This is a genomic window from Kitasatospora indigofera (assembly GCF_014655955.1).
Classification (GTDB): Bacteria; Actinomycetota; Actinomycetes; order Streptomycetales; family Streptomycetaceae; genus Kitasatospora; species Kitasatospora indigofera.
Genome location: NZ_BNBO01000010.1, coordinates 1 through 24,191 on the forward strand (window position 1 = coordinate 1; position 24,191 = coordinate 24,191).

The window sequence follows — 24,191 nt, forward strand, 5'->3', positions numbered from 1 at the left end:
AAGGCCCGCACCCCCGGAGGAATCCCGGGGGTGCGGGCCTTCCGCGTTCCGGCGTGCGGCGTCCGGCCGGTGCGGGGCACCGGCCGGACGGGTGCTCAGTGGAAGAAGTGCCGGGTCCCGGTCAGGTACATCGTCACGCCGGCCTCGGTCGCGGCGGCCACGACCTCCTCGTCGCGGATCGAACCACCGGGCTGGACGACGGCCCTGATGCCGCCGCCGATCAGGATCTGCAGGCCGTCCGCGAACGGGAAGAACGCGTCCGAGGCGGCGTACGAGCCCTTGGCGCGCTCGCCGGCCCGCTCGACCGCGAGCTTGGCCGAGTCGACCCGGTTGACCTGGCCCATGCCGACGCCGACCGAGGCACCGTCCTTGGCCAGCAGGATCGCGTTGGACTTGACGGCCCGGCAGGCCCGCCAGGCGAACGCCAGCTCGGCCAGCTCCTCCGCCGACAGGGCGTCACCGGCGGCCAGCGTCCAGGTCGACGGGTCGTCGCCCTCGGCGTGGATGCGGTCGGTCTCCTGGAGCAGGACGCCGCCGGAGACCGGGCGGACCTCCTGGCGGCCGGCCGGCGCCTCGGGGGCGCGCAGCACCCGGATGTTCTTCTTGCGGGCCAGCACCTCGACGGCGCCGTCCTCGTACGCCGGGGCCACCACGACCTCGGTGAAGATCGGGGCGATCTGCTCGGCCAGCTCGACGGTGACCGGGCGGTTGACCGCGATCACGCCGCCGTACGCGGAGACCGGGTCGCACTCGTGCGCCTTGCGGTGCGCCTCGGCGACGTCCGCACCGGTCGCGATGCCGCACGGGTTGGCGTGCTTGATGATCGCGACGGCCGGCTCGGCGTGGTCGTAGGCGGCGCGGCGGGCGGCGTCGGTGTCGACGTAGTTGTTGTACGACATCTCCTTGCCGTGCAGCTGCTCGGCGCCGGCCAGGCCGCCGGTGCCGTCGCTGTACAGCGCGGCGCCCTGGTGCGGGTTCTCGCCGTACCGGAGCACGTTCTGCCGCTCCCAGGTGGCGCCCAGGAACTCGGGGAAGGCGGCGTCGCTCGGCGCGTAGCCGGCCTCGAACCAGGAGGCGACCGCGACGTCGTAGGCGGCGGTGTGCGCGAACGCGGCACCGGCCAGGCGCTTGCGGGTGGCCAGGTCGAACCCGCCGGAGGCCACGGCGGCCAGCACGTCGGTGTAGCGGGCCGGGTCGACCACGACGGCCACCGACGGGTGGTTCTTGGCGGCGGCGCGCACCATGCTCGGGCCGCCGATGTCGATCTGCTCGACGCACTCGTCGGGGGTGGCGCCCGAGGCGACGGTCGCCTTGAACGGGTAGAGGTTCACCACGACCAGGTCGAAGGGCTCGACGCCCAGCTCGGCCAGCTGCGCGCGGTGCGACTCCAGCCGCAGGTCGGCGAGGATGCCGGCGTGCACGCGGGGGTGCAGCGTCTTCACGCGCCCGTCGAGGCACTCGGGGAACCCGGTGAGTTCGGAGACCTCGGTCACCGGGACGCCCGCGGCGGCGATCCGGCCCGCGGTCGAGCCGGTCGAGACCAGCTCGACCCCGGCGGCGTGCAGGCCCTGGGCCAGCTCCTCCAGGCCGGTCTTGTCGTAGACGCTGACCAGGGCGCGGCGAATCGGGCGGACGTCTTCGGAGACAAGCGGCGTGGTGCTGGCGGCGGCGCTCATGCCGGGATCCATACCTTTCGGTCTTCAATACGGTGGCCTTCGCGGGCCAGCCGGCCCACGACCTCGACGAGCAACTGGCGCTCGACAGTCTTGATGCGCTCGTGCAGCGCGTCGCCGCCATCGGCATGGTCGGCGTCGGTGACCTCCACGACGCCCTGCGCGATGATCGGCCCGGTGTCCACGCCGGCGTCGACCAGGTGGACGGTGCAGCCGGTGACCTTCACGCCGTACGCGAGCGCGTCGGTGACGCCGTGGGCGCCGGGGAAGGCGGGCAGCAGGGCGGGGTGGGTGTTGACGATCCGGCCGGCGAAGGCGGCGATGAACTCCGGGCCGAGGATCTTCATGAAGCCTGCGGTGACCACCAGGTCGGGCCGGTGCTCCGCGACGGCCTCGGTGAGGGCGCGGTCCCAGTCCGCCCGGGCGGGGAAGTCCTTGACCCGGTGGACGAAAGCCGGCAGGCCGGCGCGCTCGGCGCGTTCCAGGCCCGCGATGCCGTCCCGGTCCGCACCGACGGCGATGATCTCCGCGCCGAAGGCGGAGTCGGCGGCCGCGTCGATCAGGGCCTGCAGGTTGGTGCCGGAACCGGAGACCAGGACCACCAGACGGGCGGGTCCGGGCGTACGGGGCGGGAACACTTTGGCGGAGGCCACTGCGCGATTCTCCGTAGGTTCGGTGCGCCGCCCGCTGGTACGTCCACCGGTGGTGGGGCCACTACGAACGGCAGGTCGAGCGGGTCGGAACGGCGGAATTCCCGCTGCGCTGCGGGCTCCGGGAACCGATGGGGATTGCTGACCGTCACCACGATAACGGCTGCTCCGGCGGGTCCTGAACCGGCCCGATACCGCTACGCGCGTAGCTGAGACCGGGATCTCGCCGCACCCGCGACGGCAGGCCGCCGCGGGCCTCCCGGACGCCTGCGGGATCATTGGAGGCGGGCAGGCAGGCCCCACCGACCGAGAAGGATTGGCTGACACCATGAGCAGCGGCGACAACACCGGCGAGCGCAACCCCTTCGCGCCGCCGCCGGCGGACGCTCCGGACCAGCCGTGGCAGCCGCGTACGCCGCCGCCCCCGGCCGGCGGGAAGCCCGACGCCCCCGAGACGCCCGAGGGCGAGGAGCAGCACCCCCAGGTGCCCCCGCCGCACCCGTGGAGCCCCGGCTACCAGGGCCCCTGGCACCCGCAGCCGGCGCCGCAGCAGCCGAAGCCCGACCCCAACGACCCGGCCCAGCGGCGCGCCCGCAACGCCCTGATGGCCGGCATGGCCGCCCTGGTCTGCGCCCTCGCCGGCATCCCCTACGTGGCACTGTTCCTCGGCGCGCTCGCGGTTTACTGGGCCGTCGGCGCCCTGCGCGGCACCCCCAAGCCGGCCGCCCAGGCCGATGCCGCCCGGACCACCGCTCCGGCCGGCCCCGCCGCCGCGACCCGGCCGGGCTTCGGCCCCACCCTCGGCCCGGCCGAAGGCGTCGGCAGCCCGCAGAGCCCGGCCGCCCTCGCCGGGCTGTTCACCGGCGCGGTCGCCGTGATGGTGACCCTCTGCTCGATCGGGCTGACCATGTACTACTCCGACTACCACACCTGCGTGAAGGACGCCCTCACCGCGACGGCCGAGCAGAACTGCAGCCAGCTCGCACCGAAGTGGTACGTCAACATGAACAACCCGAACAGGTAGGGCGCCCGGCCCGGCCGGGCCTGTGGGGCCGGGGCCGCTCCCGGGCTACGGCCGGGGGCGCGGTCCGCACCGGAGCACCAGTCCGTAGGCCGCCGCCCGGGCCCGGGCCACCCGCACGCCGAGCTCCCGGCCCAGTGCCCCCGCCGGCGCCGCCGCGCCCGCCGGCCGCCACCGCACGCCGTCGGGCCGGCCGGCCCGGACCGGGGCACCGGCGGGCCCGGCGGTGGTGACCCCGTCCTCGGCGGGGTGCGTCGAGGTGGCCCCGCCCCGCAGCAGCCAGGCACGGACCGCCAGGGCCCCGGGCACGCCCACCCCCGCGAACCAGCCGGCCGCCGCCGTCCCCACCTGCCAGGGGACGGGGCCCAGCTGCGCCATCCGCCCCGTCCCGAGCGCACCGCCCGCCATGCGGCCGCCCGCCGCGACCACCGCCGCCACCAGCAGGGCCACGGCCAGCGCCACGGCCGCCGTCGCCACCGGGTGCCAGACCCCGGCGGCGGCCGGCCCGGTCGCCAGGCCGCCGTCGTCCTTCTCCCCAGCGCCCTCGACGGCCTCGCCGGCCTCGCCGGCCTCAGCAGCCTCATCGGCCTCGTCCAGCCGGCCCCGGGACTCCTCCGCTCCCCAGGACGCGAGCCCCGCCGGCTCTCCCCGGCCCGCCGCCGCGCGGCCCAGCAGCACGGCCGGTGTCAGCCCGGCGAGCAGCGGCAGCAGACAGGCCAGCCAGCGCCAGCCCCCCTCCCCCGCGGCGGGCAGCAACTCGAACAGGGGAACGGCCGGCACCGGCCCGGACATCGCCACGGACGGGGCGACCACCGCCCCCGTGCCGACCACGAACCCCGGCCCCAGCGCGTAGGCCGCGCCCCACACCACCGCGTTCGGCAGCAGCACCGCGCAGAGCAGCGACAGTCCCAGCACACCGGCCACCCCGCCACCGGCCGGCGGCAACGGCCGGCCGCCCGCCAGGGCGTCCAGCACCGCCGAGGTGGCGACCAGCAGCGCCCCCGCCCCGACCAGGCCCAGCGCCCCGGCCAGGGCCGCCCGCCGGACGACCGCCGCCGTCTCCGCCCGCGCCGCCGGCCAGATCCAGGCCGGCAGCCGCCCCGGCGCCGGGACGAACCGTGCGGACCAGCCGTACCCCGGCGCGCCGGCGGGCCGCGCCGACCGGACGCCCGCACCGACCGCGACGACCACCAGCAGCGCCGCCGCGAGCACGTCCGGCAGCACCCGGGCCCGGAAGGCCGCCCCGGCGGGGCCGGGTGTCCCCCCGCCCGCACCCAGCAGCGCCACCCCCGCCACGACCATCAGGTATCCGGCGCCCACCGCCACCGCCCCGCCCCGGCCGCCCGCACGCGCCCCCGTACCCGCCGGCGGCGGGCCGCCGGCCGCCCGCCGGCCCGCGCGGTGCAGCTGCCAGGCGGTCAGCAGCGTGAGCAGCAGCGGCGTGACGGTCAGGGGTGCCCCCGAGCCGCCCCGGCCGAGCGGACCGCCGTGCCCGAGCAGCCAGACGGTGCCGGCCAGCCGGGCGGCTCCGCCCGCCGTGTCGTCCGCGTACGGGGTCACCACCCAGAGGCCGAGAATCGGTACCGCCACCGCCGCGAGCCCCAGGAGTGCCGTCCGCACCCCGGCGAGCAGGTCGGCCGGCACCGACCGGGAGCTCAGCTCGCCCGGCAGATCCAGGATCGGACGGCCCATCAGCTGCGTCATGCGCCTCATGGTGCCAAGGCGACTCGCCCTGCCCCGTGAAGAGGCAAACCGTCGCCGTGTCCCAGATTATTGGCTTATGCGCATTTTCAGACCCCGTCACCAAGCCGTCGTCGCCACCCCGGCCCGGAGGGTCTGATGACCACACCACCCACGGCCGAGCGCCCCGCCGAGCGCCCCGCCGAGAACGCCGTCGAGCAGCCGGCCCCGGCCAAGGGCCGCCGCGCCAGGCGTACCGGCGGCCGGACCCGCTCCCAGCCGGACCCGTCCCGGCTGCTCGGGCTGCTGACACCGCGTGAGGCCCAGGTCCTGGCCCGCCTCGCCGCGGGGGACGACGCCGCCCAGCTGGCGGCCGCCCTCGGCATCGCCCCCGCCACAGCCCGCACCCACCTGCACCGGACCATGCGCAAGATCGGCGCCCGCTCCCCCCAGGAGGCCGCCGCCACCGCGGCCGCCCTGCTCGGCGCGCCGGTCTCGGCCCCGAACCCGGCCCCGGCCCCCGCCCCCGACCCGGCCCGCGACCTGGCCCACGGCCCGGCCGGGGGCGGCGACGCCCCGTCCGCTCCCGCCGGGACCACCACAGGTGAGCCCGTGTCCGGTGACACCACGACGGCCCCGCGCCGGGCCGGCACCACGGCGGCCCGGCCCGGCACGGGGGCGCCGGAGGACGTCCCGGTGAAGGGCCGCCCGGCCGAGCGCGGGCCGAGGGGCAGGGGGCCGAAGGAGCAAGGGCCGAAGGAGCAGGGACCGGCGGCGGAGGGTCCGGGCCGGGAGGGTCCGGCGAAGGCGGGGGCGGAGCGGGACGGCGCGGCCGGGGGCGCCGGCGCGAAGGCGGAGGCGCCGGGCACCGGACGTCCGGCGGCCGGCGCCCCCGGCACCGTGGCCCCGAAGCCCGGCGGCTCGAAGCCGGCCGACCCGAAGCCCAGGGCCTCGAAAGCCGGGAGCCGGGAGACCGGTCCCCGCCCGGCCGACGCCCGCACGACCGGACGGCCTGCGGTGGGCAGGGCCGGCGCCCCGGCCGAGCCCGTTCGGCCGAATGCCGCCCGGCCCGAGCCCGCAGGGCTGAACTCCGCCGGTACCGCCGGCCCGGCCCGTGCGGCCGGTACGGCCGATGCCGGTGACGATGCCGGGCGGACCTCTGCCGCCCGGCCCGCCGTACGGCCTGCGGCGGCCGGGGCGGTCGCGGCGGCCACGGAGGCAGCGGAGGCCGGGGCGGTCGCGGAGCCCGCGGAGGCCACCGCCGTCGCGGTGGATCCGGACTTCGAGGAGCTGTACGAGTCCGCGTACGCCCGGCTGGTCCAACAGGTCTTCCTGCTCACCGGCGCCCGCCGCCACACCCTGCACTGCGTGCACCTGGCCTTCGGCGCCGCACTGCAGGACTGGCCCGAGGTGTCGCGGCTGCCCGCCCCGGAGGCCTGGGTGCGGGCGCGCGCCTGCGAGGCCGCGCTCTCCCCCTGGCGCCGGGCGGGCAGGCGCCGGGCCGCGGCCGGGCGGCTGCCGTGGCGCCGTCCGGCCGTCCGGCCGGCCGACGAGGGCCAGGCCGTCCTGCCGGACCACGACCGGCTGTCGGACCAGGACCGGGCCCTGCTCAAGGCGCTGCGGCGGCTCTCCCGGCCGCAGCGCCTGGCGCTGGTGCTGCACGACGGCATCGGGCTGCCGGCCGCGGCGGTGGCCGTGGAGATGGAGTCGAGCACGGCCGCCGCCGAGGGCCGGGTGCTGGCCGCGCGGGTGGCGCTCGCGGCCGCGCTGCCCGGGCTGGTCGGCGCGGACCCGGCCGAACCCGGCTTCGGCGACCGCCTCAGCGTCCTGCTCCACCGGGCGGGCGTCCGCGGCTGCCCGGAACCGCACCGGCCGCCGGTCCCCGCGCTGAGCGCCCGGCACCGGCTCCGGACCGCCGGGCGGACCGGCGGGGCGGCGCTGGTCACCGTGGTGATGGCGGCCGCCGTGGCGGCCACGCTGTTCGGCGCGGGGCCGGGTGAGCTGTTCAAGCCGTCCCCGCCGGTGCCGCACCCGGTCTGCACCAACGCGCAGAACGGCAGTGCCGGGCCCGCCGCGCCGGGCGGGGCGCCGCCGGGCCTGCGGACCGCCTGGTGCAGCTCCGCGCCGGGCCGGGCCGCCGTGCTGGGCCCGCCGCCGCTGCCGGCGCTCTCGCTCTGGGGGCCGGTGGGCCCGGGTGCCCGGGGTTCGACGGACGCGGCCGGTCCGCCGGGGCCCGGTGGGGCGGCGGCCGCCCGCTGCACGGTGCTGACCCCGCGTCCGTGCGCCGCCCGCCCGCAGTCGGTACCGCCGCTCGCGGCACCGCTCCGCGCGGCCGCGATGCGGTGACCCGGACGCCGGTGCTCCGGCCGCCGTGGCCCGGGCGCGGCAGCCGGGCACGGCAGGCCCGGGCGCCTGTGCCCCGGGACGACGCGAGGGCGCCCCTCGCCGGACCGTGTCCGGGGAGGGGCGCCCTCGCGAGCGGGGCGGCCGGGGCCGCCGCGCCCGATCAGCCTGTACTGCCGACCGGCTTCGGTCAGCCGATCAGCTCGCGGGCCAGGCGGGCGGTCTCGGACGGCGTCTTGCCGACCTTGACACCGGCGGCCTCAAGGGCCTCCTTCTTCGCCTGGGCGGTGCCCGAGGAGCCGGAGACGATGGCGCCGGCGTGGCCCATGGTCTTGCCCTCGGGGGCGGTGAAGCCCGCGACGTAGCCGACGACCGGCTTGGTGACGTGCTCGGCGATGTAGGCCGCCGCACGCTCCTCGGCGTCGCCGCCGATCTCACCGATCATCACGATGATCTCGGTCTGCGGGTCCTCCTGGAACGCCTTGAGGGCGTCGATGTGGGTGGTGCCGATGACGGGGTCGCCACCGATGCCCACGGCCGAGGAGAAGCCGATGTCGCGCAGCTCGTACATGAGCTGGTAGGTCAGGGTGCCGGACTTGGACACCAGGCCGATCTTGCCGGCCTTGGTGATGTCCGCCGGGATGATGCCGGCGTTGGACTGTCCGGGGCTGATCAGGCCCGGGCAGTTCGGGCCGATGATCCGGGTCTTGTTGCCCTTCGAGCCGGCGTACGCCCAGAAGGCGGCCGAGTCGTGGACCGGGACACCCTCGGTGATGACGACCGCGAGGCCGATCTCGGCGTCGATCGCCTCGACGACGGCGTCCTTGGTGAACTTCGGCGGCACGAAGATGACCGTGACGTCGGCGCCGGTCTTCTCGATGGCCTCGGCCACGGTGCCGAAGACGGGCACGTCGGTGCCGTCGACGTCAACGGTGGTGCCGGCCTTGCGCGGGTTCACACCGCCGACGATCTGGGTGCCGGAGGCGAGCATGCGGCGGGTGTGCTTCATGCCCTCGGAGCCGGTCATGCCCTGGACGATGACCTTGCTGTCCTTGGTAAGGAAGATAGCCATGATTCAGTCCTCTCCCTTACTTGTTGGCCAGCTCGGCGGCGCGGTCGGCCGCACCGTCCATGGTGTCCACCTGCTCGACGAGCGGGTGGTTGGCGTCGGTCAGGATCTGACGCCCCAGCTCGGCGTTGTTGCCGTCGAGGCGGACGACGAGGGGCTTGGTGACGGCCTCGCCCTTCTCCTCCAGCAGCGCGAGCGCCTGCACGATGCCGTTGGCGACCGCGTCGCACGCGGTGATGCCGCCGAAGACGTTGACGAAGACCGACTTGACGTCGGTGTCGCCCAGGATGATCTCCAGGCCGTTCGCCATCACCTCGGCGGAGGCGCCGCCACCGATGTCGAGGAAGTTGGCGGGCTTGACGCCACCGTGGTTCTCACCGGCGTAGGCGACGACGTCCAGGGTGCTCATGACGAGACCCGCGCCGTTGCCGATGATGCCGACCTCACCGTCGAGCTTGACGTAGTTCAGGCCCTTGGCCTTCGCCGCCGCCTCAAGGGGGTTGGCCGCGGCCTTGTCCTCGAGCTCCTCGTGGTGGGGCTGACGGAACTCGGCGTTCTCGTCCAGCGACACCTTGCCGTCGAGCGCGATGATCTTGCCCTCGCCGGACTTGATCAGCGGGTTGACCTCGACGAGGAGCGCGTCCTCGGCGATGAAGACCTTCCACAGCTTCTGCAGGACGTCGGCGACCTGGTCGGCGACCTCGGCCGGGAACTTCGCGGCCGCGACGATCTCGGCGGCCTTCTCCGGGGTGCAGCCCTCGTTGGCGTCGACCGGGATCTTGGCCAGTGCGTCCGGGTTCTCCTCGGCGACGACCTCGATCTCCACGCCGCCCTCGACGCTGGCCATGGCCAGGAAGGTGCGGTTGGTGCGGTCCAGCAGGAACGAGACGTAGTACTCGTCCTTGATGTCCGCGGTCTGGGCCAGCATCACCTTGTGAACGGTGTGGCCCTTGATGTCCATACCGAGGATCGCCTCGGCCTTGGCGACCGCGTCGGCCGGGTCGGCGGCCAGCTTGACGCCGCCGGCCTTGCCACGGCCACCGACCTTCACCTGAGCCTTGACGACGGCGCGTCCACCGAAGCGCTCGGCGATGGCACGAGCTGCTTCGGGGGTCTCGATGACGTCCCCGTCAAGCACGGGTACACCGTGCTTGGCGAAGAGGTCCCTCGCCTGGTACTCGAACAGGTCCACGTGTGTTCGTCCTTGTTCGTGGTCGCGGATTGTGTCTCTACGAGCGTGCCACGGCAGGATCTTCGCTGCGGGTCGTCGAGGCGGTGCAGGTACGCAGAGATACGGCCTTGCGGCCCACACAGCCACGGGCGCACACGTCAATCAACACGCGCGTCACGTCCGTCTGGCAGGTTATCCCCGTACGACGGGCGTGTTTCGCCCGGGACCGGCACGGGTTTGGTGAGAACCGTCACAACGGCCCCGCAACGGTGTGCCGGGCGTGCCGCTCACCGCGCCCGGCGGCCTCCGGTGAGGTCGGATCCGGTTCACCCTTCCGGGTGAATTTCCGATCCGGCCGCTCAGTTCTGCAGGTCGGGGACGGGCAGCGGCCGCTTCTCGATCGCGGCCGCCATGATCTCCGGGAAGGCGTCCGGCGTGCAGGCGAAGGCGGGCGCCCCCAGGGCGGCCAGCGCGGCCGCGTGCGCGTGGTCGTACGCCGGGGCCCCCTCGTCGGAGAGCGCCAGCAGGGCGATGAACTGGACCCCGGAGGCCTTCATCGCCGCGACCCGCTTGAGCATCTCGTTGCGGATGCCGCCCTCGTAGAGGTCGCTGATCAGCACCACGATCGTCTCCGACGGCCGGGTGATCCGCGACTGGCAGTACGCCAGCGCCCGGTTGATGTCGGTGCCGCCGCCGAGCTGAGTCGCGAACAGCACGTCCACCGGGTCGCTCAGTTGCTCGGTGAGGTCGACCACCGAGGTGTCGAAGACCACCAGCCGGGTGTCGAGCGTCTTCATCGAGGCCAGCACCGCGCCGAAAACCGCCGAGTGGACCACCGACGGCGCCATCGAACCGGACTGGTCGATGCAGAGGATCACGTCCTTCTTCACCGCCCGCTGCGCCCGGGCGTACCCGATCAGCCGCTCGGGGACGACCGTGCCGCGCCCGTCCGGGCCGGCCTCCGGCAGGTAGTTCTTGAGGTTGGCCCGGATCGTGCGGTCCCAGTCGATGTCCCGGTGGCGCGGGCGGTTGACCTTCGCGCTGCGGTCCAGCGCCCCGCCGAGGGTGGCCCTGGTCCGGTCGGCCAGCCGGCGCTCCAGGTCCGTGACCACCTTGCCGACCACGGCCCGGGCCGTCTCCCGGGTGGTCTCGGGCAGCGCGTGCTTCAGCGAGAGCAGCGTGCCGACCAGGTGGACGTCCGGCTCGACGGCCTCCAGCATCTCGGGCTCCAGCAGCAGGCGCACCAGCCCCAGCCGGGAGATCGCGTCCTGCTGCATCAGCTGGACGACCGAGCTGGGGAAGTACTCGCGGATGTCGCCCAGCCAGCGCGCCACCTGCGGCGCCGACCCGCCCAGCCCGGCGCTGCGCGCACCCGGCCTGGCGGCCTCGCCGGCCTCCCCCCGGTAGAGGGCGGCGAGGGCGCCGTCCATCGCGGCGTCCCGGCCGGAGAGGCGGCAGCCCGTCCCGTCGGCGTCGCCGCCGAGCACCAGCCGCCAGCGGCGCAGCCGCTCGGCGTCCGCGTCGGGACGGGTGCCGGGCGCGGTGCCGGCCGTCGTGCCGGCGGCGGTGCCGTCACCGGCACCGGTGAGCTGGGGTGTGACGGACATCGGGCACTCCTTCTGACGGGATCTCGTTCTGACGGGACCTCGGACGCAGGTCCTCATGACGTCGCGTCGCCGGGGCCTCGCGGCTTCGGGGCCTCGCGGCTTCGGGGCAGCGGGGCTTCGGGGCAGCGGAGGTTCTGGGCAGCGGGACGCCCGGCCGGCCCGGCCGCTCCGGGGGCCGGGCCCCGCCGGCTCAGGCGCTGCGGCGGTCGGCCTGCCGGGGGATCAGCCGCAGGCCGTCGCCGGGCCCGCCGGGGCCGGCCGGCGAGGGCCCGGCCAGGCCGAGCAGCAGGGCCACGGTGGGCAGTGCGGCGTCGGCGCGTTCCTCGTCGAGGTCCGCCGCCGGGCCGGCCGGCCGGGCCGACGGGGCGCCGAGCGGGCCGGCGGCCACCTGTGCGCCGACCGTGCGGCGCACGCCGGCCTCCAGGGCGGAGAAGGTGCGGCGCAGCAGCGGCAGCACATCGGTGAAGACCTCACCGGGCACGCCCGCCAGCCAGGCGTCCAGCAGGCCCAGCAGCCGGGCGTCGTGCAGCAGCAGGGCGCCGCCGCCCGACAGGAAGCCCTCCACCCAGCCCGCGGCGTCCGCCGGGGCGCTCGCCGTGGAGAGCACCAGGCCCATCCGGCGGCCCGCCTCCGCGGAGTCCAGGCGGCCGTCGTCCAGCAGCAGTCGCACGGCCCGGCCGCGGAGCAGCCCGGGGACGCCGGTCGCCGCGCCGCCGGCCGGCTCCCGGCGGGCCAGCGAGCCGAGGGTGGCGGCCCAGCGGTCGGCGAGCGCGTCGGCGGCGGGGCGGGCGGCGCCGTCGGGCCCGCCGGCCCGGCTGATCGCCGCGTCGTTGTCGGGAGCGGGGTCGGGAGCGGCGTCGGGGCCGGTGCCGGAGGTGTGGTCAGGAGCGGTGTCGGGGGTGCGGTCGGGGCCGGGGCCGGCGGCGTTCTCCAGCAGGGAGATCGCCGTGTGCACCTCGTCCACCGAGCGCCGCATCGCCGCCGCGCCCTCCGCGTCCAGGCCGGTGCAGGCGGGCGGCAGACCGACGCAGATCCGCTCGGCCAGCCCCCTGGCCACCGCGTCCAGTGCGCCGCTGTCCGTGCCCCGGACGTCCCCGTAGCGCAGGGCGCGGACCAACGCGGTGAGCGCACCGGCCAGTTGGGCGACGTCGGTGTCCAGGGCGGCCCGGTCGGCGAGCACCTGCATCACCGCGGGCAGCGCCCGCGACAGGCCCGCCAGCAGGCAGCGCTCCACCAGCCCGGTCAGCGCGCCGAGTTCGCCGGCCCGGGCGGCGGTCTCCACCGCCTTGCCGGTCGCCGCGTCCTCGACCGTGGTGCCCCACTGGGCGGCCTCCACGATCCGGACGGCGAACTCCGGCTCCCAGCGCAGCCGCCAGCTCTCCCGGAAGGTCCCGGTGGAGTTGACCGCGGACCGGCTCGGGGTGCCCCAGTCGACGCCGAGCAGCCGCAGGCGGTGCAGCAGCCGTGAGCGGGCGACGTCGTTCTCCTTGCGGAGGTCGAGGTCGAGCTCCCGGGCCTCGGGCTCCGGCTTGAGCCGCAAGGTCCGCTGGAGCCGGGTGAGGTCCCGCTGGAGCGGCACCGCCGGGGCCGCGTCGGGCACCTCGCCCAGCGCGTCCCCGATCACCAGCCGGTCGTGCACCAGGGCCAGGGCGACGTCCGAGCCGTCGCACATCACCGAGCGGACCGCGTCCAGCGTCTCGGTCAGCCCGGCCAGCGGGCGGCCGCGCATCACCGCGAGCGTGCCGGCCAGCCGAACGGCCTCGATCACGTGCGCGGACGAGACCGGGTGATCCTCCTGGCGGAGCAGGTCGGCGGCCATCGTCATCCACCGGGCGAGCGGGTCGCCGTCGGTGCTGAACAGGTGGTGGTACCAGCCGGGCGAGGCGATGCCCGCGCCGTAGCCGGTGTGCTGGGAGAGCCGGCGGTGGGTCCAGGGCACCCAGGTGATCTCGGTGCGGACCTTCTTCGGCAGGGTGGCCAGCAGGGCCCGGTCGTGCGCGACGGTCGGCATCGTCGCCAGCGCCGGGACGTGCCAGGCGCCGCAGACGACGGCGATCCGCCGGTGCCCGGCCCGCCGGGCGGCCCGGACCTGCTGGCGCATGTACGCCTCGCGCAGTTCGTCGCGCCGCCCGGCGCCACCGTCCTCGCGCAGCGCCGTCATGGCCTCGGCGACGGCGGTGAAGGGCGCGAGCGCGTCCGCGCCGGGGGCCCGGTGCTCGACCACGTCCTCCCACCAGCGCTCGGCGTCGTCGTGGCCGGCCGCCGCGGCCAGTGCGCCGATCGGGTCGCCGCCGGCCGGTCCGCCGGCCGGGAGCACGCCGTCGGGGGCGTCACCCGCCGGACGGTCACCGGCCGGCCCCTCGCCCGCCGGGAGGGCCGGGCCCGGGCGGCCGTCCGGAGAAGTGCCCCCCGGCACTCCCCCTGACGGCTCGGACGGGTCCTGGCCCCCCGCCGGTTCCGTGGCGAGGCCGTACGCCGCGGGCAGGTCGATGAACCGGACCGGGACCTCGGCTTCGAGGGCGTACCGGACCGCCACCCACTCCGGGGAGAAGACCGCGAAGGGCCAGAACGCCGCCCTGGCCGGGTCGTCCACCGCGTGGGCGAGCAGCGCGACCGGCGGGACCATCTCCTTGTCACCGGCCAGGCCGATGATCGGATCGGCCTCCGGCGGGCCCTCGACCAGCACCACGTCCGGCCGCAGCTGCTCCAGCGCGGCGGCCACCGCGCGCGCCGAGCCCGGGCCGTGGTGCCGGACGCCGAGCAGCGTCACCTCTGCGCTCATCGCGCCTCCTCTCCTCGAAGACCGTCGGTCGGGTTCAGCGGACGTTCTCGCGGGCGGCCCGGTAGAAGTCCTTCCAGCCCTCGCGCTCGCGGACCACGCCCTCCAGGTACTCGCGCCAGACCACCTGGTCGGCGACCGGGTCGCGCAGGACGGCGCCGAGGATGCCGGTCGTCACGTCGCCGGCCCGGAGCACGCCGTCGCCGAAGTGCGCGGCCAGCGCCAGACCGTTGGTGACCACCGAGATCGCCTCGGCCGTCGACAGGGTGCTGCTCGGCGTCTTCACCTTCGTCCGCCCGTCGGCGGTGACGCCGTCCCGCAGCTCGCGGAAGACGGTGACCACCCGGCGGATCTCCTCCGCCCCGCCCGGCAGCTCCGGCAGGTCCAGCGAGCGGCCCAGCTGGCCGACCCGGCGGGTGACGATGTCGACCTCCTCGTCCAGCGTCGCGGGCAGCGGCAGCACCACCGTGTTGAACCGGCGGCGCAGCGCGCTGGACAGCTCGTTGACGCCGCGGTCCCGGTCGTTGGCGGTGGCGATCAGGTTGAAGCCGCGGACCGCCTGGGTCTCACCGCCCAGCTCGGGCACCGGCAGGGTCTTCTCGGACAGGATGGTGATCAGGCTGTCCTGGACGTCGGCGGGGATCCGGGTCAGCTCCTCCACCCGGGCGATCTTGCCGTCGGCCATCGCCCGCATCACCGGGGACGGCACCAGGGCGTCCCGGCTCGGGCCGTGGGCGAGCAGCTGGGCGTAGTTCCAGCCGTACCGGACGGCCTCCTCGGGCGTGCCGGCCGTGCCCTGGACGAGCAGTGTGGAGTCCCCGCTGATGGCGGCCGCCAGATGCTCCGACACCCAGGTCTTGGCCGTCCCCGGCACCCCGAGCAGCAGCAGCGCCCGGTCGGTGGCCAGGGTGGTGACGGCGACCTCGACGATCCGGCGCGGGCCGATGTACTTGGGGGTGATCACGGTGCCGTCGGGCAGGGCCCCGCCCAGCAGGTAGGTGGCGACGGCCCACGGCGAGAGCCGCCAGCGCTCCGGGCGCGGGCGGTCGTCCTGCGCAGCGAGCGCGGCCAGCTCGGCGGCGAACGCGTCCTCGGCGTGCTCCCGCAGCACCTCGGCGGTGGCCGTCCCGGCAGTCGTCGCAGTCGTCATGAGGGCTCCTTCTGGTCTGCCGCCGGACACACCCGTGGCAGGGGTCGCGGGCGGCGGGGTGATCGATGGGGAGCATCGGCGCAGATGTCGTCCGGCCGGCGGAATGGGCCCCGCCGGCCTGCTCGAACAACCATGCACCCCGCCACTGACAACCGGCGCCGGCGGCTGACCGGCGATCAGTTCGGCGGCCCGCGTTGTCAGTCCCTCCCCCTAGCGTCGTGGCCATGGAGGAACGCTGGAGCACCGAACACGTCCTGTCCCTGGCGCCTGACGCCCCCTCACGCAAGGCGGCGGGCAAGCTGTCCTCGCCCGCACCCTGGTCGGGTGCGGGCACCGACGGATCGGCCCTCTGGGGCGAGTGCAGGGGCAGCGGCAGCACGCCGTACCGGACGGTCGTGGAACTGACCACGCCCGCCTACCGGTGCAGCTGCCCGAGCCGGAAGTTCCCCTGCAAGCACGCCCTCGGGCTGCTCCTGCTGTGGAGCGGCAGCCCGGAGGCCGTCCCGGCCGGCGCCGAGCCCGCCGACTGGGCCGCCGACTGGCTGAAGGAGCGCCAGGAGCGCACCGAGCAGGCCGCCGAGCGGCGGACCGCCAAGGCGGAGGCGGCCGCCGCCGACCCGGCCGCCGCGCGGCGGCGGGCCGAGAAGCGCTCCGCCCGGGTCGCGGCCGGCGCCCAGGAGCTCCGGCTCCGGCTCGCCGACCGGGTCCGGCACGGCCTGGCCGACACCGGCGCCGGCCGGCCGGGCTGGGAGGAGGTCGCCGCCCGGATGGTCGACGCCCAGGCCCCCGGCCTGGCCACCAAGGTCCGGGAGCTGGACCACACCGCGCAGGGCGACCTGCTGGAGGAGTACGCGATGCTGCACCTGCTGGCCACCGCCTACGGCCGGGTCGACGAACTGCCCGAAGCGCTCGGCGCCACCGTCCGGGCCCGGGTCGGCTTCACCACCGAGACCGCCGAACTGCTCACCGGCCCCACCGTCCGGGACCGCTGGCAGGTCCTGGGGGTGCGCGACACCCCCGACGAGCGGCTGACCACCCGCCGGCTCTGGCTGCGCGGCGCCAAGACCGGCCGCCCGGCCCTGCTGCTCGCCTTCGGCCGCCCCGGCCAGGCCCCCGACCTGGCCCTGCCCACCGGCCAGGTGCTGGAGGCCGAACTGGCCTTCCACCCCGGCGCCCGCCCGCTGCGGGCCGTCCTCGGCACCCGCTACGGCGCGCCGCAGCCCTCGGGCGACGCCGTCCCGGCCGGGGTCTCCCCGGCCGAGGCGCTGGCCGGGTACGGCGCGGCCGTCGCCGAGGACCCGTGGACCGAGTCCTGGCCCACCGTGCTGACCGGGGTGATCCCGGTCCACGACATCGACGGCTGGCACCTCACCGACGGCCGGCACACCCTGCGGCTGCACCGGGCCGGCCTGCCCGAACCGGCCCTCTGGCGGCTCGCCGCCGTCTCCGGCGGCCGGCCCGTCACGCTGTTCGGCGAGTGCGGCCACCGCGGCTTCACCCCCGTCACCGTCTGGGACGAGCACGGCCGCCCGAGCGGCCTCACCCAGTAGGGCCGGGCGGCCGCCGGCCGCCCGCGCGACAGCCGGCGCCCGAACCGCGAGCCCGCGAGCCCCCTCGACAGACGCAGCCACCGCGACTGCCCCAGCCACAGCCGTGCCCGCAGCCGACCGGCCCCGGCCCGGCCACCACCCCTTCAGGAGCCCGCACGTGACGGCCACCCGAACCGAACCCGCCGCCCAGGCCGACGCCTGGGAGGAGCTCCGGACCACCGCCCTGCTGGGCACCGACCGCCGCCCGCTCCCCGCGCCCGCCGGATCACCGGCCCTGGTCGCCGCCGCGACCGCGGTCGACCGGACGGACCCGGCCACCGCCCTGCTGGAGCTGGCCGCCCTCACCGCCGTCCGCCGCCGGGCCGGTGCCAGGCCCGCCACCGGGCCGTCCGGCGGGGCCGCCGCCGCCCCCGCCGACCCGCGGCCCGAACTGCCGGTGGCCGCCGCCCGCCGGCTCACCGTCCTGCTGGAGGGCCGCTCCGGCAGCGCGGGCGGCACCCTGGCCAACCTCACCGAACTGCTCCCGCAGTGGCTGGCCACCGCCCGGGCCCGTGGCCTGCGCCCGCCCGCCGCGCTGGTGCCCGCCCTGCTGGACAGCGCTCGTGCCCGCAGCGAACTGCGCGGCGACGTGGTCGCCCTGGCCGGCCCGCTCGGGCGCTGGCTGGCGGAGCGGAACCCCGACTGGCGCTTCGTCCTGCGCACCGCCACGGACGCGCCCGGCACGGGCGGGGCAGGCGACACGGGCACCGCAGGCGACACGGGTTCCCCGGACACCGCGGGCGACCCCGCCGCCCCGGGCGACGAGCACCGGATCTGGCACGAGGGCCTGTTCGCCGAGCGCGTCACCCACCTGACCCGGCTGCGCCGCACCGACCCGGCCGCCGGGCTCGACCTGCTGCGCGGCACCTGGACGACCGAACGGGCCGAGGACCGCCTGCTCTTCCTGGACGCCCTCCAGGACGGCCTCTCCCCCGCCGACGAACCCTTCCTGGAGGCCGCCCTCGGCGACCGCAGCAAGAACGTCCGCGCGACGGCCGCCGAACTGCTCTCCACCCTCCCCGGCTCCGCCCTCGCCACCCGGATGGCCGAGCGCGCCCGGGCCGCCGTGCGGCTCGCCGGCACCGGCCGCGCGCTGCTGGTCACCCCGCCGGCCGAGTGCGACGCCGCGATGCAGCGCGACGGCGTGGCCCCCAAGTCTCCGACCGGGCGGGGCGAGCGCGCCTGGTGGTTCGGCGAGATCGTCGCGGCCACCCCGCTGCGCACCTGGACGGACGACACCGGCCTGACGCCCGCCCGGCTGCTCGGGCTGCCGGTCGGCGACGCCGGCCCGGACGGCAAGGGGGCCGGCCAGGCCGACGGCACCTGGACGGACGACCTGCGGGAGGGCTGGGCCAGGGCCGCCGTCCGCCAGCACGACGCCGACTGGGCCCGCGCGCTGCTCGGCCCCACCCCCAGGCCCGGGCGCGACGGCCGGACGGCCCGCACCGCCGGGGCGCCCGCCAAGCTGCTCGCCGTCCTGCCCGCGTCCGAGCGGGCGGCCTGGACGGCCGCGTTCATCCAGGCGCACGGGCTGGGCGAGGCCTTCCAGCTGCTGGGGGCGTGCGCCACCCCGTGGACGCCCCCGCTCTCCACCGCCGTGGTGGCGGCCCTGGAGCGGGCCGCCCGCTCGGGGACGTACCCCTGGAGCCACAGCGGGGTCCTCGGGATGACCGAGCGGGCGCTCGCCCCGGAGGCCGCCCCCGCCGTGGAGGCCCTGGCGTCCGACGCCGCGCCGGACACCGCCTGGGCGGAGACCTTCGCCCGGCTCGCCGGGACCTTGCGCTTCCGGGCCGCGATGCTGGCCGAGCTGGACGTCTGAGCCCCGGGGCCCGGCCGGGGACGGTTGCGAACACCCGGGGAAGGAGGCGGGCGCCGCCGGAGGCACTCCGCCGGCGACCCGCCGGCGGCTACCGAAGCCGGGCGGGTGCGGCCGTCAGCTCGCGGCCCGCAGGTTGGCCTCCACCCAGGCCACCACGTCCCGGGTCGGGGTGCCCGGGGTGAAGATGTCCGCGACCCCGAGCGCCTTGAGCTCGACGATGTCCTCCTCGGGGATGATCCCGCCGCAGAACACCTTGATGTCCGCCGCGTCCCGCTCCCTGAGCAGCTCCAGCACCCGCGCGCAGAGCGTCATGTGGGCGCCCGAGAGGATCGAGAGGCCGATGCCGTCCGCGTCCTCCTGGATCGCGGTGTCCACGACCTGCTCGGGCGTCTGGTGCAGGCCCGTGTAGATGACCTCCATGCCGGCGTCGCGCAGCGCGCGGGCGATCACCTTGGCACCACGGTCGTGACCGTCCAGCCCCGGCTTGGCCACCACTACGCGGATCGGCCCTGACACACCCATCACTGCCTCCTGGACGACGTTGTCCACCACCCCTCCGGATTGTGTCCGGTCCGGGTGTTGTTAACCATCGATAACTAAACCTGAGGGGAGGTTAGCGCCCAGGGGGCCGGTTGGTCGTTTCGCCCTTCCAAGGGAGGGGAAAATCACAGCACCGCGCGTTCGCCGCGGCCCCACCCTCCGCCCACCGGGCTCCCGCGTGCCCGCGCGGGCCCCGCCGTACCCACCACCCGCACCACCGGGACGCACGACCGGGGGCGCCGGGTACCCGCCACCGGCCCGGGCCCGCGGACGCCGCTCCCGGGCCGGCCGCCGGGGCCACCCGTCCCGCCATCCCGCTCCGCCCGACCGGGCGCCCCGCCCCCGCCGCCGACCCCGGGGAGCCGCCGCATGTCCGTTCCCTTCCAGCGAGCCGCCGACGCCGTCCGGGGCGCCGGGGCCGAGGCCGCCGCCATCGCCGGCCACCTGGTCCGCTACCCCACCGGCGTGGGCGACGAGCCCCGCCCGGCGGCCGGACGCCCCTGCCCGCCGCGGCACGACGGGCCGCCACCGGGGCCCGGGGACGCGCCCGGGGACGACGCCACGGCCGGCCGGCCGCACCCCGGGCCGGTGCTGTTCCTGCACGGCTTCGCCGACAACCGCGCGGTCTTCCACCCCCTGCTGCGGGCCCTGCGCCGGGACGGCTGGACGCATCTGCACGCCCTCAACCACTCCCCGCTCACCAGTGACGTGCGGACCGCCGCCGTGCTGCTCGGCCGGCACGTGGAGTGGGCCCGGCGGGCGCACCGGGGCGCGCCGGTCGCCCTGGTCGGGCACAGCCTGGGCGGTCTGATCGCCCGGTACTACGTCCAGCGCCTCGGCGGCGACGAGCACGTGCCGACCGTGATCACCCTGGCCGCCCCGCACGAGGGCACGCTCGCCGCCCACCTGCCCAACCCGTTCCCGATCACCCGGCAGATGCGGCCCGGCAGCGACCTGCTGGCCGAACTGCGGCGGCCGGCCGCGCACTGCCGCACCCGGTTCACGGCCTTCTGGGGCGAGCTGGACGAGGTCGTGCTGCCCGCCCGCAACGGCCGGCTGCTCCACCCCGACCTGGCGGCCGAGAACGTCATGGTCCCGGGGGCCGGCCACGTGGCGCTGCCGGTGGACCGCCGGGTGGTGGACGGGGTGCGCCGGGTGCTGTCCGCCGCGGAGGCCGGGCACCGGTCCGGACGGCCCGAACGGCAGCCGGACGGACCGGCGGAGCGGCCCCCGGCCGATCCGCCCGCCGACCGCCTGTCGGCCTGACCCCGGGGGCCCGCTCCCGGCCACCACGCCACGGCCCCCGAGCGCCGCAGGACACGCCCGCCGCACCGCACCGACACGCCATCGCCACAGCCGCGGGGCGATCCGGCTGCCTGAATGGCCGTCAGCCCCCTTGACATCCGGACTTTTGTCCGGACTCGGCCAGGGCGGCTACAGTCTCGCCTGTTTTCCCCCTCACCCGAGGATCACCAGGAGGCAGCGCCCGATGGCTGACGCAGTCCGCCCCACCCGCGCGGAACTGCGGGTGGCCGCCCGCGCACAGTCGCGCGCGGAGCGCCGCGGCGCCGCGAAGGCCGCCACCCGCACGGCCCTGCTGGGTGTCGCGCTGCCCTCGCTGGCCGCCCTCGGCGTGGCCGGTGCCGCCGCCGTCACGGTGCGGGGCGACGCCGACCGCTCGACGGTCGCCGGGCCCGCCACCGAGGCCGCCCCGGCCGCGGCCCCGGACGACGGCCGGTCGCCCGACGCGGCCGGCGGCACGGACGCCGAGCGCGCCGCCCGCGGCGAGGCGCGTCCCCCGCTGTCCGCCCAGGAGCCGGTGGCGGCGCCCACCGAGACCGCGCCGGCCCCCGCCCCCGTCCCGGAGCGCCCCAAGGTGTCGCTGCCGGTGGAGCTGCACGGCCTGAGCGCCACCTACGGCGAGGCCGGTACGCACTGGACCGCGCGGCACACCGGGATCGACTTCCCCGTCCAGGGCGGGACACCGGTGATGGCCGTCACCGACGGCACCGTCCGCACCCAGTGGAACTCGGCGTACGGCTACATGGCCATAGTGAAGGCCCCGGACGGCACCGAGACCTGGTACTGCCACCTGCGCACCTACAAGGTCCGCAAGGGCCAGGTGAAGGCGGGTGACGTGATCGCCTACTCGGGCAGCAGCGGCAACAGCACCGGCCCGCACCTGCACTTCGAGGTCCGCCCGGACGGCGGCGCCCCGATCGACCCGCTGCCCTGGCTGCTCGGCCAGGGGCTCGACCCGCGCTGAACCCGCTCGGCGCCCGCCCGCCGACCGCACGCCCGCACCGCCGCACGCCCGCCGACCGGCCGGTCCGGGGCCTCCGGACCGGACCGGACCGGACCCTAGAGCTTCTCCACCGGCGCGTAGCGCAGCAGCAGCTGCTTGCGGCCGGCCGTGCCGAAGTCCACGGTGGCCTGCGCCTTGTCGCCGACGCCGGCGGTCGCCACCACCGTGCCGAGGCCGAAGGTGTCGTGGGTGACGCGGTCGCCGACCGCCAGGCCCACCACCTCGCGCTCGGTGACCCGGCGGGCCGACTGGCCCCAGCCGGCCTTCGGCGAGGCGGTGTTCGCGGCGCCGCGCGAGCCGGCCCGCGAGCCGGAGCTGCCCGCGGTGAACCCGCCGGAGCCCGAGCCGCCGGAGTAGCCGCGCGACGGCGGCGCCGAGGCCGCGCCCATCCGCTTCCAGTCCACCAGCGGCTCCGGGATCTCCTCCAGGAACCGCGAGGCGGGGTTGTACGAGGGCTGGCCCCAGGCGCTGCGCAGCACCGACCTGGTCAGGTAGAGCCGCTGCCGGGCCCGGGTCAGGCCGACGTAGGCGAGCCGCCGCTCCTCCTCCAGCTCCTTCACCTGGTTGAGCGCCCGCATGTGCGGGAAGATGCCGTCCTCCATGCCGGTCAGGAAGACGACGGGGAACTCCAGGCCCTTGGCGGTGTGCAGGGTCATCATGGTGATCACGCCCGCACCGTCGTCGTCCTCGTCGGGGATCTGGTCGGAGTCGGCGACCAGCGCGACGCGCTCCAGGAAGTCGGCGAGCGAGCCGGGCGGCGGGGTGGCGTCGCCCTCCTCGGCCTCCGGGCGCTCGCCGGGGTCCTGCTCGTACTCCAGGGCGACGGAGGCGAGCTCCTGGAGGTTCTCCACCCGGGTCTCGTCCTGGGGGTCGGTGGAGGACTGCAGCTCGGCGAGGTAGCCGGTCTCCTCCAGCACCGCCTCCAGCACGGCGGCCGGGCCGGCGCCGGACTCGACGACCTGGCGCAGCCCGGCCATCAGGGTGTTGAACTTCTTCACCGCGTTGGCGGAGCGCGAGGCCATCCCGTACGCCTCGTCCACCCGGACGAGCGCCTGCGCGAAGCTGATCCGCTCGCGGGCGGCGAGGGCGTCGATCATCGCCTCGGCGCGGTCGCCGATGCCCCGCTTGGGGACGTTGAGGATCCGGCGCAGCGGCACGGTGTCCTCGGGGTTGGAGAGCACCCGCAGGTACGCGAGGACGTCCCGGACCTCCTTGCGCTCGTAGAAGCGGACGCCGCCGACCACCTTGTACGGCAGGCCGACCCGGATGAACACCTCCTCGAACACCCGGGACTGCGCGTTCGTCCGGTAGAAGATCGCCACGTCGCCGGGGCGGGCGTGGCCCGCGTCGGTGAGCCGGTCGATCTCGTCGGCGATGAACTGGGCCTCGCCGTGCTCGTCGTCCGCGACGTAGCCGACGACCTTCTCGCCGTCCTCGCCGGCCGTCCAGAGCTTCTTCTCGCGGCGGCTGGTGTTCCGCTCGATGACCGCGTTGGCGGCGCTCAGGATGGTCTGGGTGGAGCGGTAGTTCTGCTCCAGCAGGATGGTGGTGGCGTTCGGGTAGTCCTCCTCGAACTGGAGGATGTTGCGGATCGTCGCGCCGCGGAAGGCGTAGATCGACTGGTCCGCGTCACCGACGACGCACAGCTCGGCCGGCGGCACCTCGGCCGCCGCCGCGGCCGCCGGGTTCACCAGGTCGCCGTCCACGGTGCGCTTCGGCGCCGCGCCGGCGGTGCCGCCGCTGAGCTCGCGGACCAGCATGTACTGGGCGTGGTTGGTGTCCTGGTACTCGTCGACCAGGATGTGCCGGAACCGGCGGCGGTAGTACTCGGCGACGGCCGGGAACGCCTGCAGCAGGTTCACCGTGGTCATGATGATGTCGTCGAAGTCCAGCGCGTTGGCCTCGCGCAGGCGCCGCTGGTAGAGGAAGTACGCCTCGGCGAGCTTCTTCTCGGTCGGGTTGGCCGCCTGGGCGGAGTAGGTCTCCTCGTCGATCAGCTCGTTCTTGAGGTTGCTGATCTTCGAGGTGAAGGACTTCGGCGGGTACTGCTTCGGGTCGAGGTCCAGGTCCCGGCAGACCAGGCCCATCAGCCGCTGCGAGTCCGCCGAGTCGTAGATCGAGAAGCTCGACGTGAAGCCGAGCAGCTTGCTCTCCCGGCGCAGGATCCGCACGCAGGCACTGTGGAAGGTGGACACCCACATCGCCCGGGCCCGCGGGCCGACCAGCTGCTCGACGCGCTCGCGCATCTCGCCGGCGGCCTTGTTGGTGAAGGTGATCGCCAGGATCTCGCCGGGCTGCACGTGGCGGGCGCCGAGCAGGTAGGCGATGCGGTGGGTGAGCACCCGGGTCTTGCCGGAGCCGGCGCCGGCCACGATCAGCAGCGGCGCGCCCGCGTGCAGCACCGCCTCGCGCTGCGGGTCGTTCATGCCCTCCAGCAGCTGGGCCGGGTCGACCACGGTGCGGGCGTGGCCGTTGCGGTACCAGGCGTCGCGCTCGGTCTCGGCGGCGTGGTCCGTGCGGAAGAGGTCGGCCGGGATGGCCTCCTCGTACGCGGTGTACGGGACGTCCTCCTCGTACGGCGGCGGCTCCTCGTCGACGGGCGGGTCGAAGGGTTCGTCCAGGGGCGCGGCACCCGCGGCGGCGGGCCGCTTCGGGCCGGCGGGCTTCCGGGCGGCGGGCAGCTCGAAGCCGGGGAGCGGGAGGTCGTCAAAGAGGCTACTCATGGCACTCCGAGTCTATGACCCACGACTGACAACCCCGGCCGGATCACCGGGGCCGCCGGTTCGGTCGGGCTC

Annotated in this window: 15 protein-coding genes and 1 pseudogene; 6 read left to right on the forward strand and 10 right to left on the reverse strand. The window is 76.2% G+C overall.

Annotated elements, in window-relative coordinates; genetic code table 11:
• Window positions 1–95 precede the first annotated feature (95 nt).
• Window positions 96–1,676 (reverse strand): bifunctional phosphoribosylaminoimidazolecarboxamide formyltransferase/IMP cyclohydrolase, encoded by a 1,581-nt coding sequence (purH, locus tag IE329_RS11740; protein WP_190210813.1) that lies wholly within the window; start codon window positions 1,674–1,676, stop codon window positions 96–98.
• The gene (gene purN, locus IE329_RS11745; protein ID WP_229927370.1) at window positions 1,673–2,326 is read right to left on the reverse strand and encodes a phosphoribosylglycinamide formyltransferase; all 654 of its coding nucleotides are present in this window, start codon (window positions 2,324–2,326) and stop codon (window positions 1,673–1,675) included. The genes purH and purN overlap by 4 nt, the downstream gene beginning before the upstream one ends.
• 325 nt (window positions 2,327–2,651) lie before the next feature.
• Between purN and IE329_RS11750 the strand changes: the two genes are divergently transcribed.
• The gene (locus IE329_RS11750; protein WP_190210814.1) at window positions 2,652–3,347 is read left to right on the forward strand and encodes a hypothetical protein; all 696 of its coding nucleotides are present in this window, start codon (window positions 2,652–2,654) and stop codon (window positions 3,345–3,347) included.
• Between the two features lie 45 nt (window positions 3,348–3,392).
• Here IE329_RS11750 and IE329_RS11755 read toward each other — a convergent pair whose 3' ends face one another.
• Window positions 3,393–5,048, reverse strand: coding sequence for a cell division protein PerM (locus IE329_RS11755; RefSeq protein ID WP_190210815.1), 1,656 nt, complete (start codon window positions 5,046–5,048; stop codon window positions 3,393–3,395).
• A 135-nt stretch (window positions 5,049–5,183) separates the two neighbouring features.
• Here IE329_RS11755 and IE329_RS11760 point away from each other — a divergent pair, with 135 nt between their 5' ends.
• A complete protein-coding gene (locus tag IE329_RS11760) occupies window positions 5,184–7,370 on the forward strand; it encodes a LuxR C-terminal-related transcriptional regulator (protein WP_190210816.1) in 2,187 nt (728 codons plus the stop codon).
• 187 nt (window positions 7,371–7,557) lie between these two features.
• Here IE329_RS11760 and sucD read toward each other — a convergent pair whose 3' ends face one another.
• The 5 genes from sucD to IE329_RS11785 form a co-directional block, all read right to left on the reverse strand.
• Window positions 7,558–8,439: a succinate--CoA ligase subunit alpha gene (gene sucD / locus IE329_RS11765; protein WP_190210817.1), complete on the reverse strand. Its 882-nt coding sequence runs from the start codon at window positions 8,437–8,439 to the stop codon at window positions 7,558–7,560.
• A 16-nt stretch (window positions 8,440–8,455) separates the two neighbouring features.
• Entirely contained in the window at window positions 8,456–9,628 is a 1,173-nt protein-coding gene (gene sucC, locus IE329_RS11770) for an ADP-forming succinate--CoA ligase subunit beta (protein WP_073924243.1), read from the reverse strand.
• Window positions 9,629–9,966: 338 nt separating this feature from the next.
• Entirely contained in the window at window positions 9,967–11,214 is a 1,248-nt protein-coding gene (locus IE329_RS11775) for a VWA domain-containing protein (protein ID WP_190210818.1), read from the reverse strand.
• 190 nt (window positions 11,215–11,404) lie between these two features.
• Window positions 11,405–13,996 carry a DUF5682 family protein gene (locus IE329_RS11780; RefSeq protein WP_229927371.1) on the reverse strand — a complete coding sequence of 864 codons (2,592 nt, stop codon included), beginning with the start codon at window positions 13,994–13,996 and terminating at the stop codon, window positions 11,405–11,407.
• 34 nt (window positions 13,997–14,030) lie between these two features.
• The gene (locus IE329_RS11785; protein WP_190210819.1) at window positions 14,031–15,143 is read right to left on the reverse strand and encodes an ATP-binding protein; all 1,113 of its coding nucleotides are present in this window, start codon (window positions 15,141–15,143) and stop codon (window positions 14,031–14,033) included.
• Window positions 15,144–15,367: 224 nt separating this feature from the next.
• On the opposite strand from IE329_RS11785, the gene IE329_RS11790 reads away from it, so the two are divergent.
• Both IE329_RS11790 and IE329_RS11795 read left to right on the forward strand, forming a co-directional pair.
• Window positions 15,368–16,693 (forward strand): SWIM zinc finger family protein, encoded by a 1,326-nt coding sequence (locus IE329_RS11790; protein ID WP_190210820.1) that lies wholly within the window; start codon window positions 15,368–15,370, stop codon window positions 16,691–16,693.
• A 157-nt stretch (window positions 16,694–16,850) separates the two neighbouring features.
• Window positions 16,851–18,551, forward strand: coding sequence for a DUF5691 domain-containing protein (locus tag IE329_RS11795; protein ID WP_190210821.1), 1,701 nt, complete (start codon window positions 16,851–16,853; stop codon window positions 18,549–18,551).
• 114 nt (window positions 18,552–18,665) lie between these two features.
• Here the strand turns inward: IE329_RS11795 and IE329_RS11800 are convergent, their stop codons facing one another.
• Window positions 18,666–19,073 (reverse strand): cobalamin B12-binding domain-containing protein, encoded by a 408-nt coding sequence (locus IE329_RS11800; protein WP_190210917.1) that lies wholly within the window; start codon window positions 19,071–19,073, stop codon window positions 18,666–18,668.
• A 387-nt stretch (window positions 19,074–19,460) separates the two neighbouring features.
• On the opposite strand from IE329_RS11800, the gene IE329_RS11805 reads away from it, so the two are divergent.
• Both IE329_RS11805 and IE329_RS42180 read left to right on the forward strand, forming a co-directional pair.
• The gene (locus IE329_RS11805; protein WP_190210822.1) at window positions 19,461–20,357 is read left to right on the forward strand and encodes an esterase/lipase family protein; all 897 of its coding nucleotides are present in this window, start codon (window positions 19,461–19,463) and stop codon (window positions 20,355–20,357) included.
• A gap of 598 nt (window positions 20,358–20,955) precedes the next feature.
• Window positions 20,956–21,357: pseudogene (locus IE329_RS42180) on the forward strand (M23 family metallopeptidase); the annotation flags it as partial.
• A gap of 95 nt (window positions 21,358–21,452) precedes the next feature.
• Here IE329_RS42180 and pcrA read toward each other — a convergent pair.
• Window positions 21,453–24,119 (reverse strand): DNA helicase PcrA, encoded by a 2,667-nt coding sequence (pcrA, locus tag IE329_RS11815; protein WP_229927372.1) that lies wholly within the window; start codon window positions 24,117–24,119, stop codon window positions 21,453–21,455.
• Window positions 24,120–24,191: the final 72 nt, after the last annotated feature.

What these genes read in the sequence shown, in the direction of transcription:
- purH (WP_190210813.1), bottom strand. Translation starts at nt 1,676, where the DNA reads ATGAGCGCCGCCGCCAGCACCACGCCGCTTGTCTCCGAAGACGTCCGC.
- IE329_RS11750 (WP_190210814.1), top strand. Translation starts at nt 2,652, where the DNA reads ATGAGCAGCGGCGACAACACCGGCGAGCGCAACCCCTTCGCGCCGCCG.
- IE329_RS11755 (WP_190210815.1), bottom strand. Translation starts at nt 5,048, where the DNA reads ATGACGCAGCTGATGGGCCGTCCGATCCTGGATCTGCCGGGCGAGCTG.
- IE329_RS11760 (WP_190210816.1), top strand. Translation starts at nt 5,184, where the DNA reads ATGACCACACCACCCACGGCCGAGCGCCCCGCCGAGCGCCCCGCCGAG.
- sucD (WP_190210817.1), bottom strand. Translation starts at nt 8,439, where the DNA reads ATGGCTATCTTCCTTACCAAGGACAGCAAGGTCATCGTCCAGGGCATG.
- IE329_RS11775 (WP_190210818.1), bottom strand. Translation starts at nt 11,214, where the DNA reads ATGTCCGTCACACCCCAGCTCACCGGTGCCGGTGACGGCACCGCCGCC.
- IE329_RS11780 (WP_229927371.1), bottom strand. Translation starts at nt 13,996, where the DNA reads ATGAGCGCAGAGGTGACGCTGCTCGGCGTCCGGCACCACGGCCCGGGC.
- IE329_RS11785 (WP_190210819.1), bottom strand. Translation starts at nt 15,143, where the DNA reads ATGACGACTGCGACGACTGCCGGGACGGCCACCGCCGAGGTGCTGCGG.
- IE329_RS11790 (WP_190210820.1), top strand. Translation starts at nt 15,368, where the DNA reads ATGGAGGAACGCTGGAGCACCGAACACGTCCTGTCCCTGGCGCCTGAC.
- IE329_RS11800 (WP_190210917.1), bottom strand. Translation starts at nt 19,073, where the DNA reads ATGGGTGTGTCAGGGCCGATCCGCGTAGTGGTGGCCAAGCCGGGGCTG.
- IE329_RS11805 (WP_190210822.1), top strand. Translation starts at nt 19,461, where the DNA reads ATGTCCGTTCCCTTCCAGCGAGCCGCCGACGCCGTCCGGGGCGCCGGG.
- pcrA (WP_229927372.1), bottom strand. Translation starts at nt 24,119, where the DNA reads ATGAGTAGCCTCTTTGACGACCTCCCGCTCCCCGGCTTCGAGCTGCCC.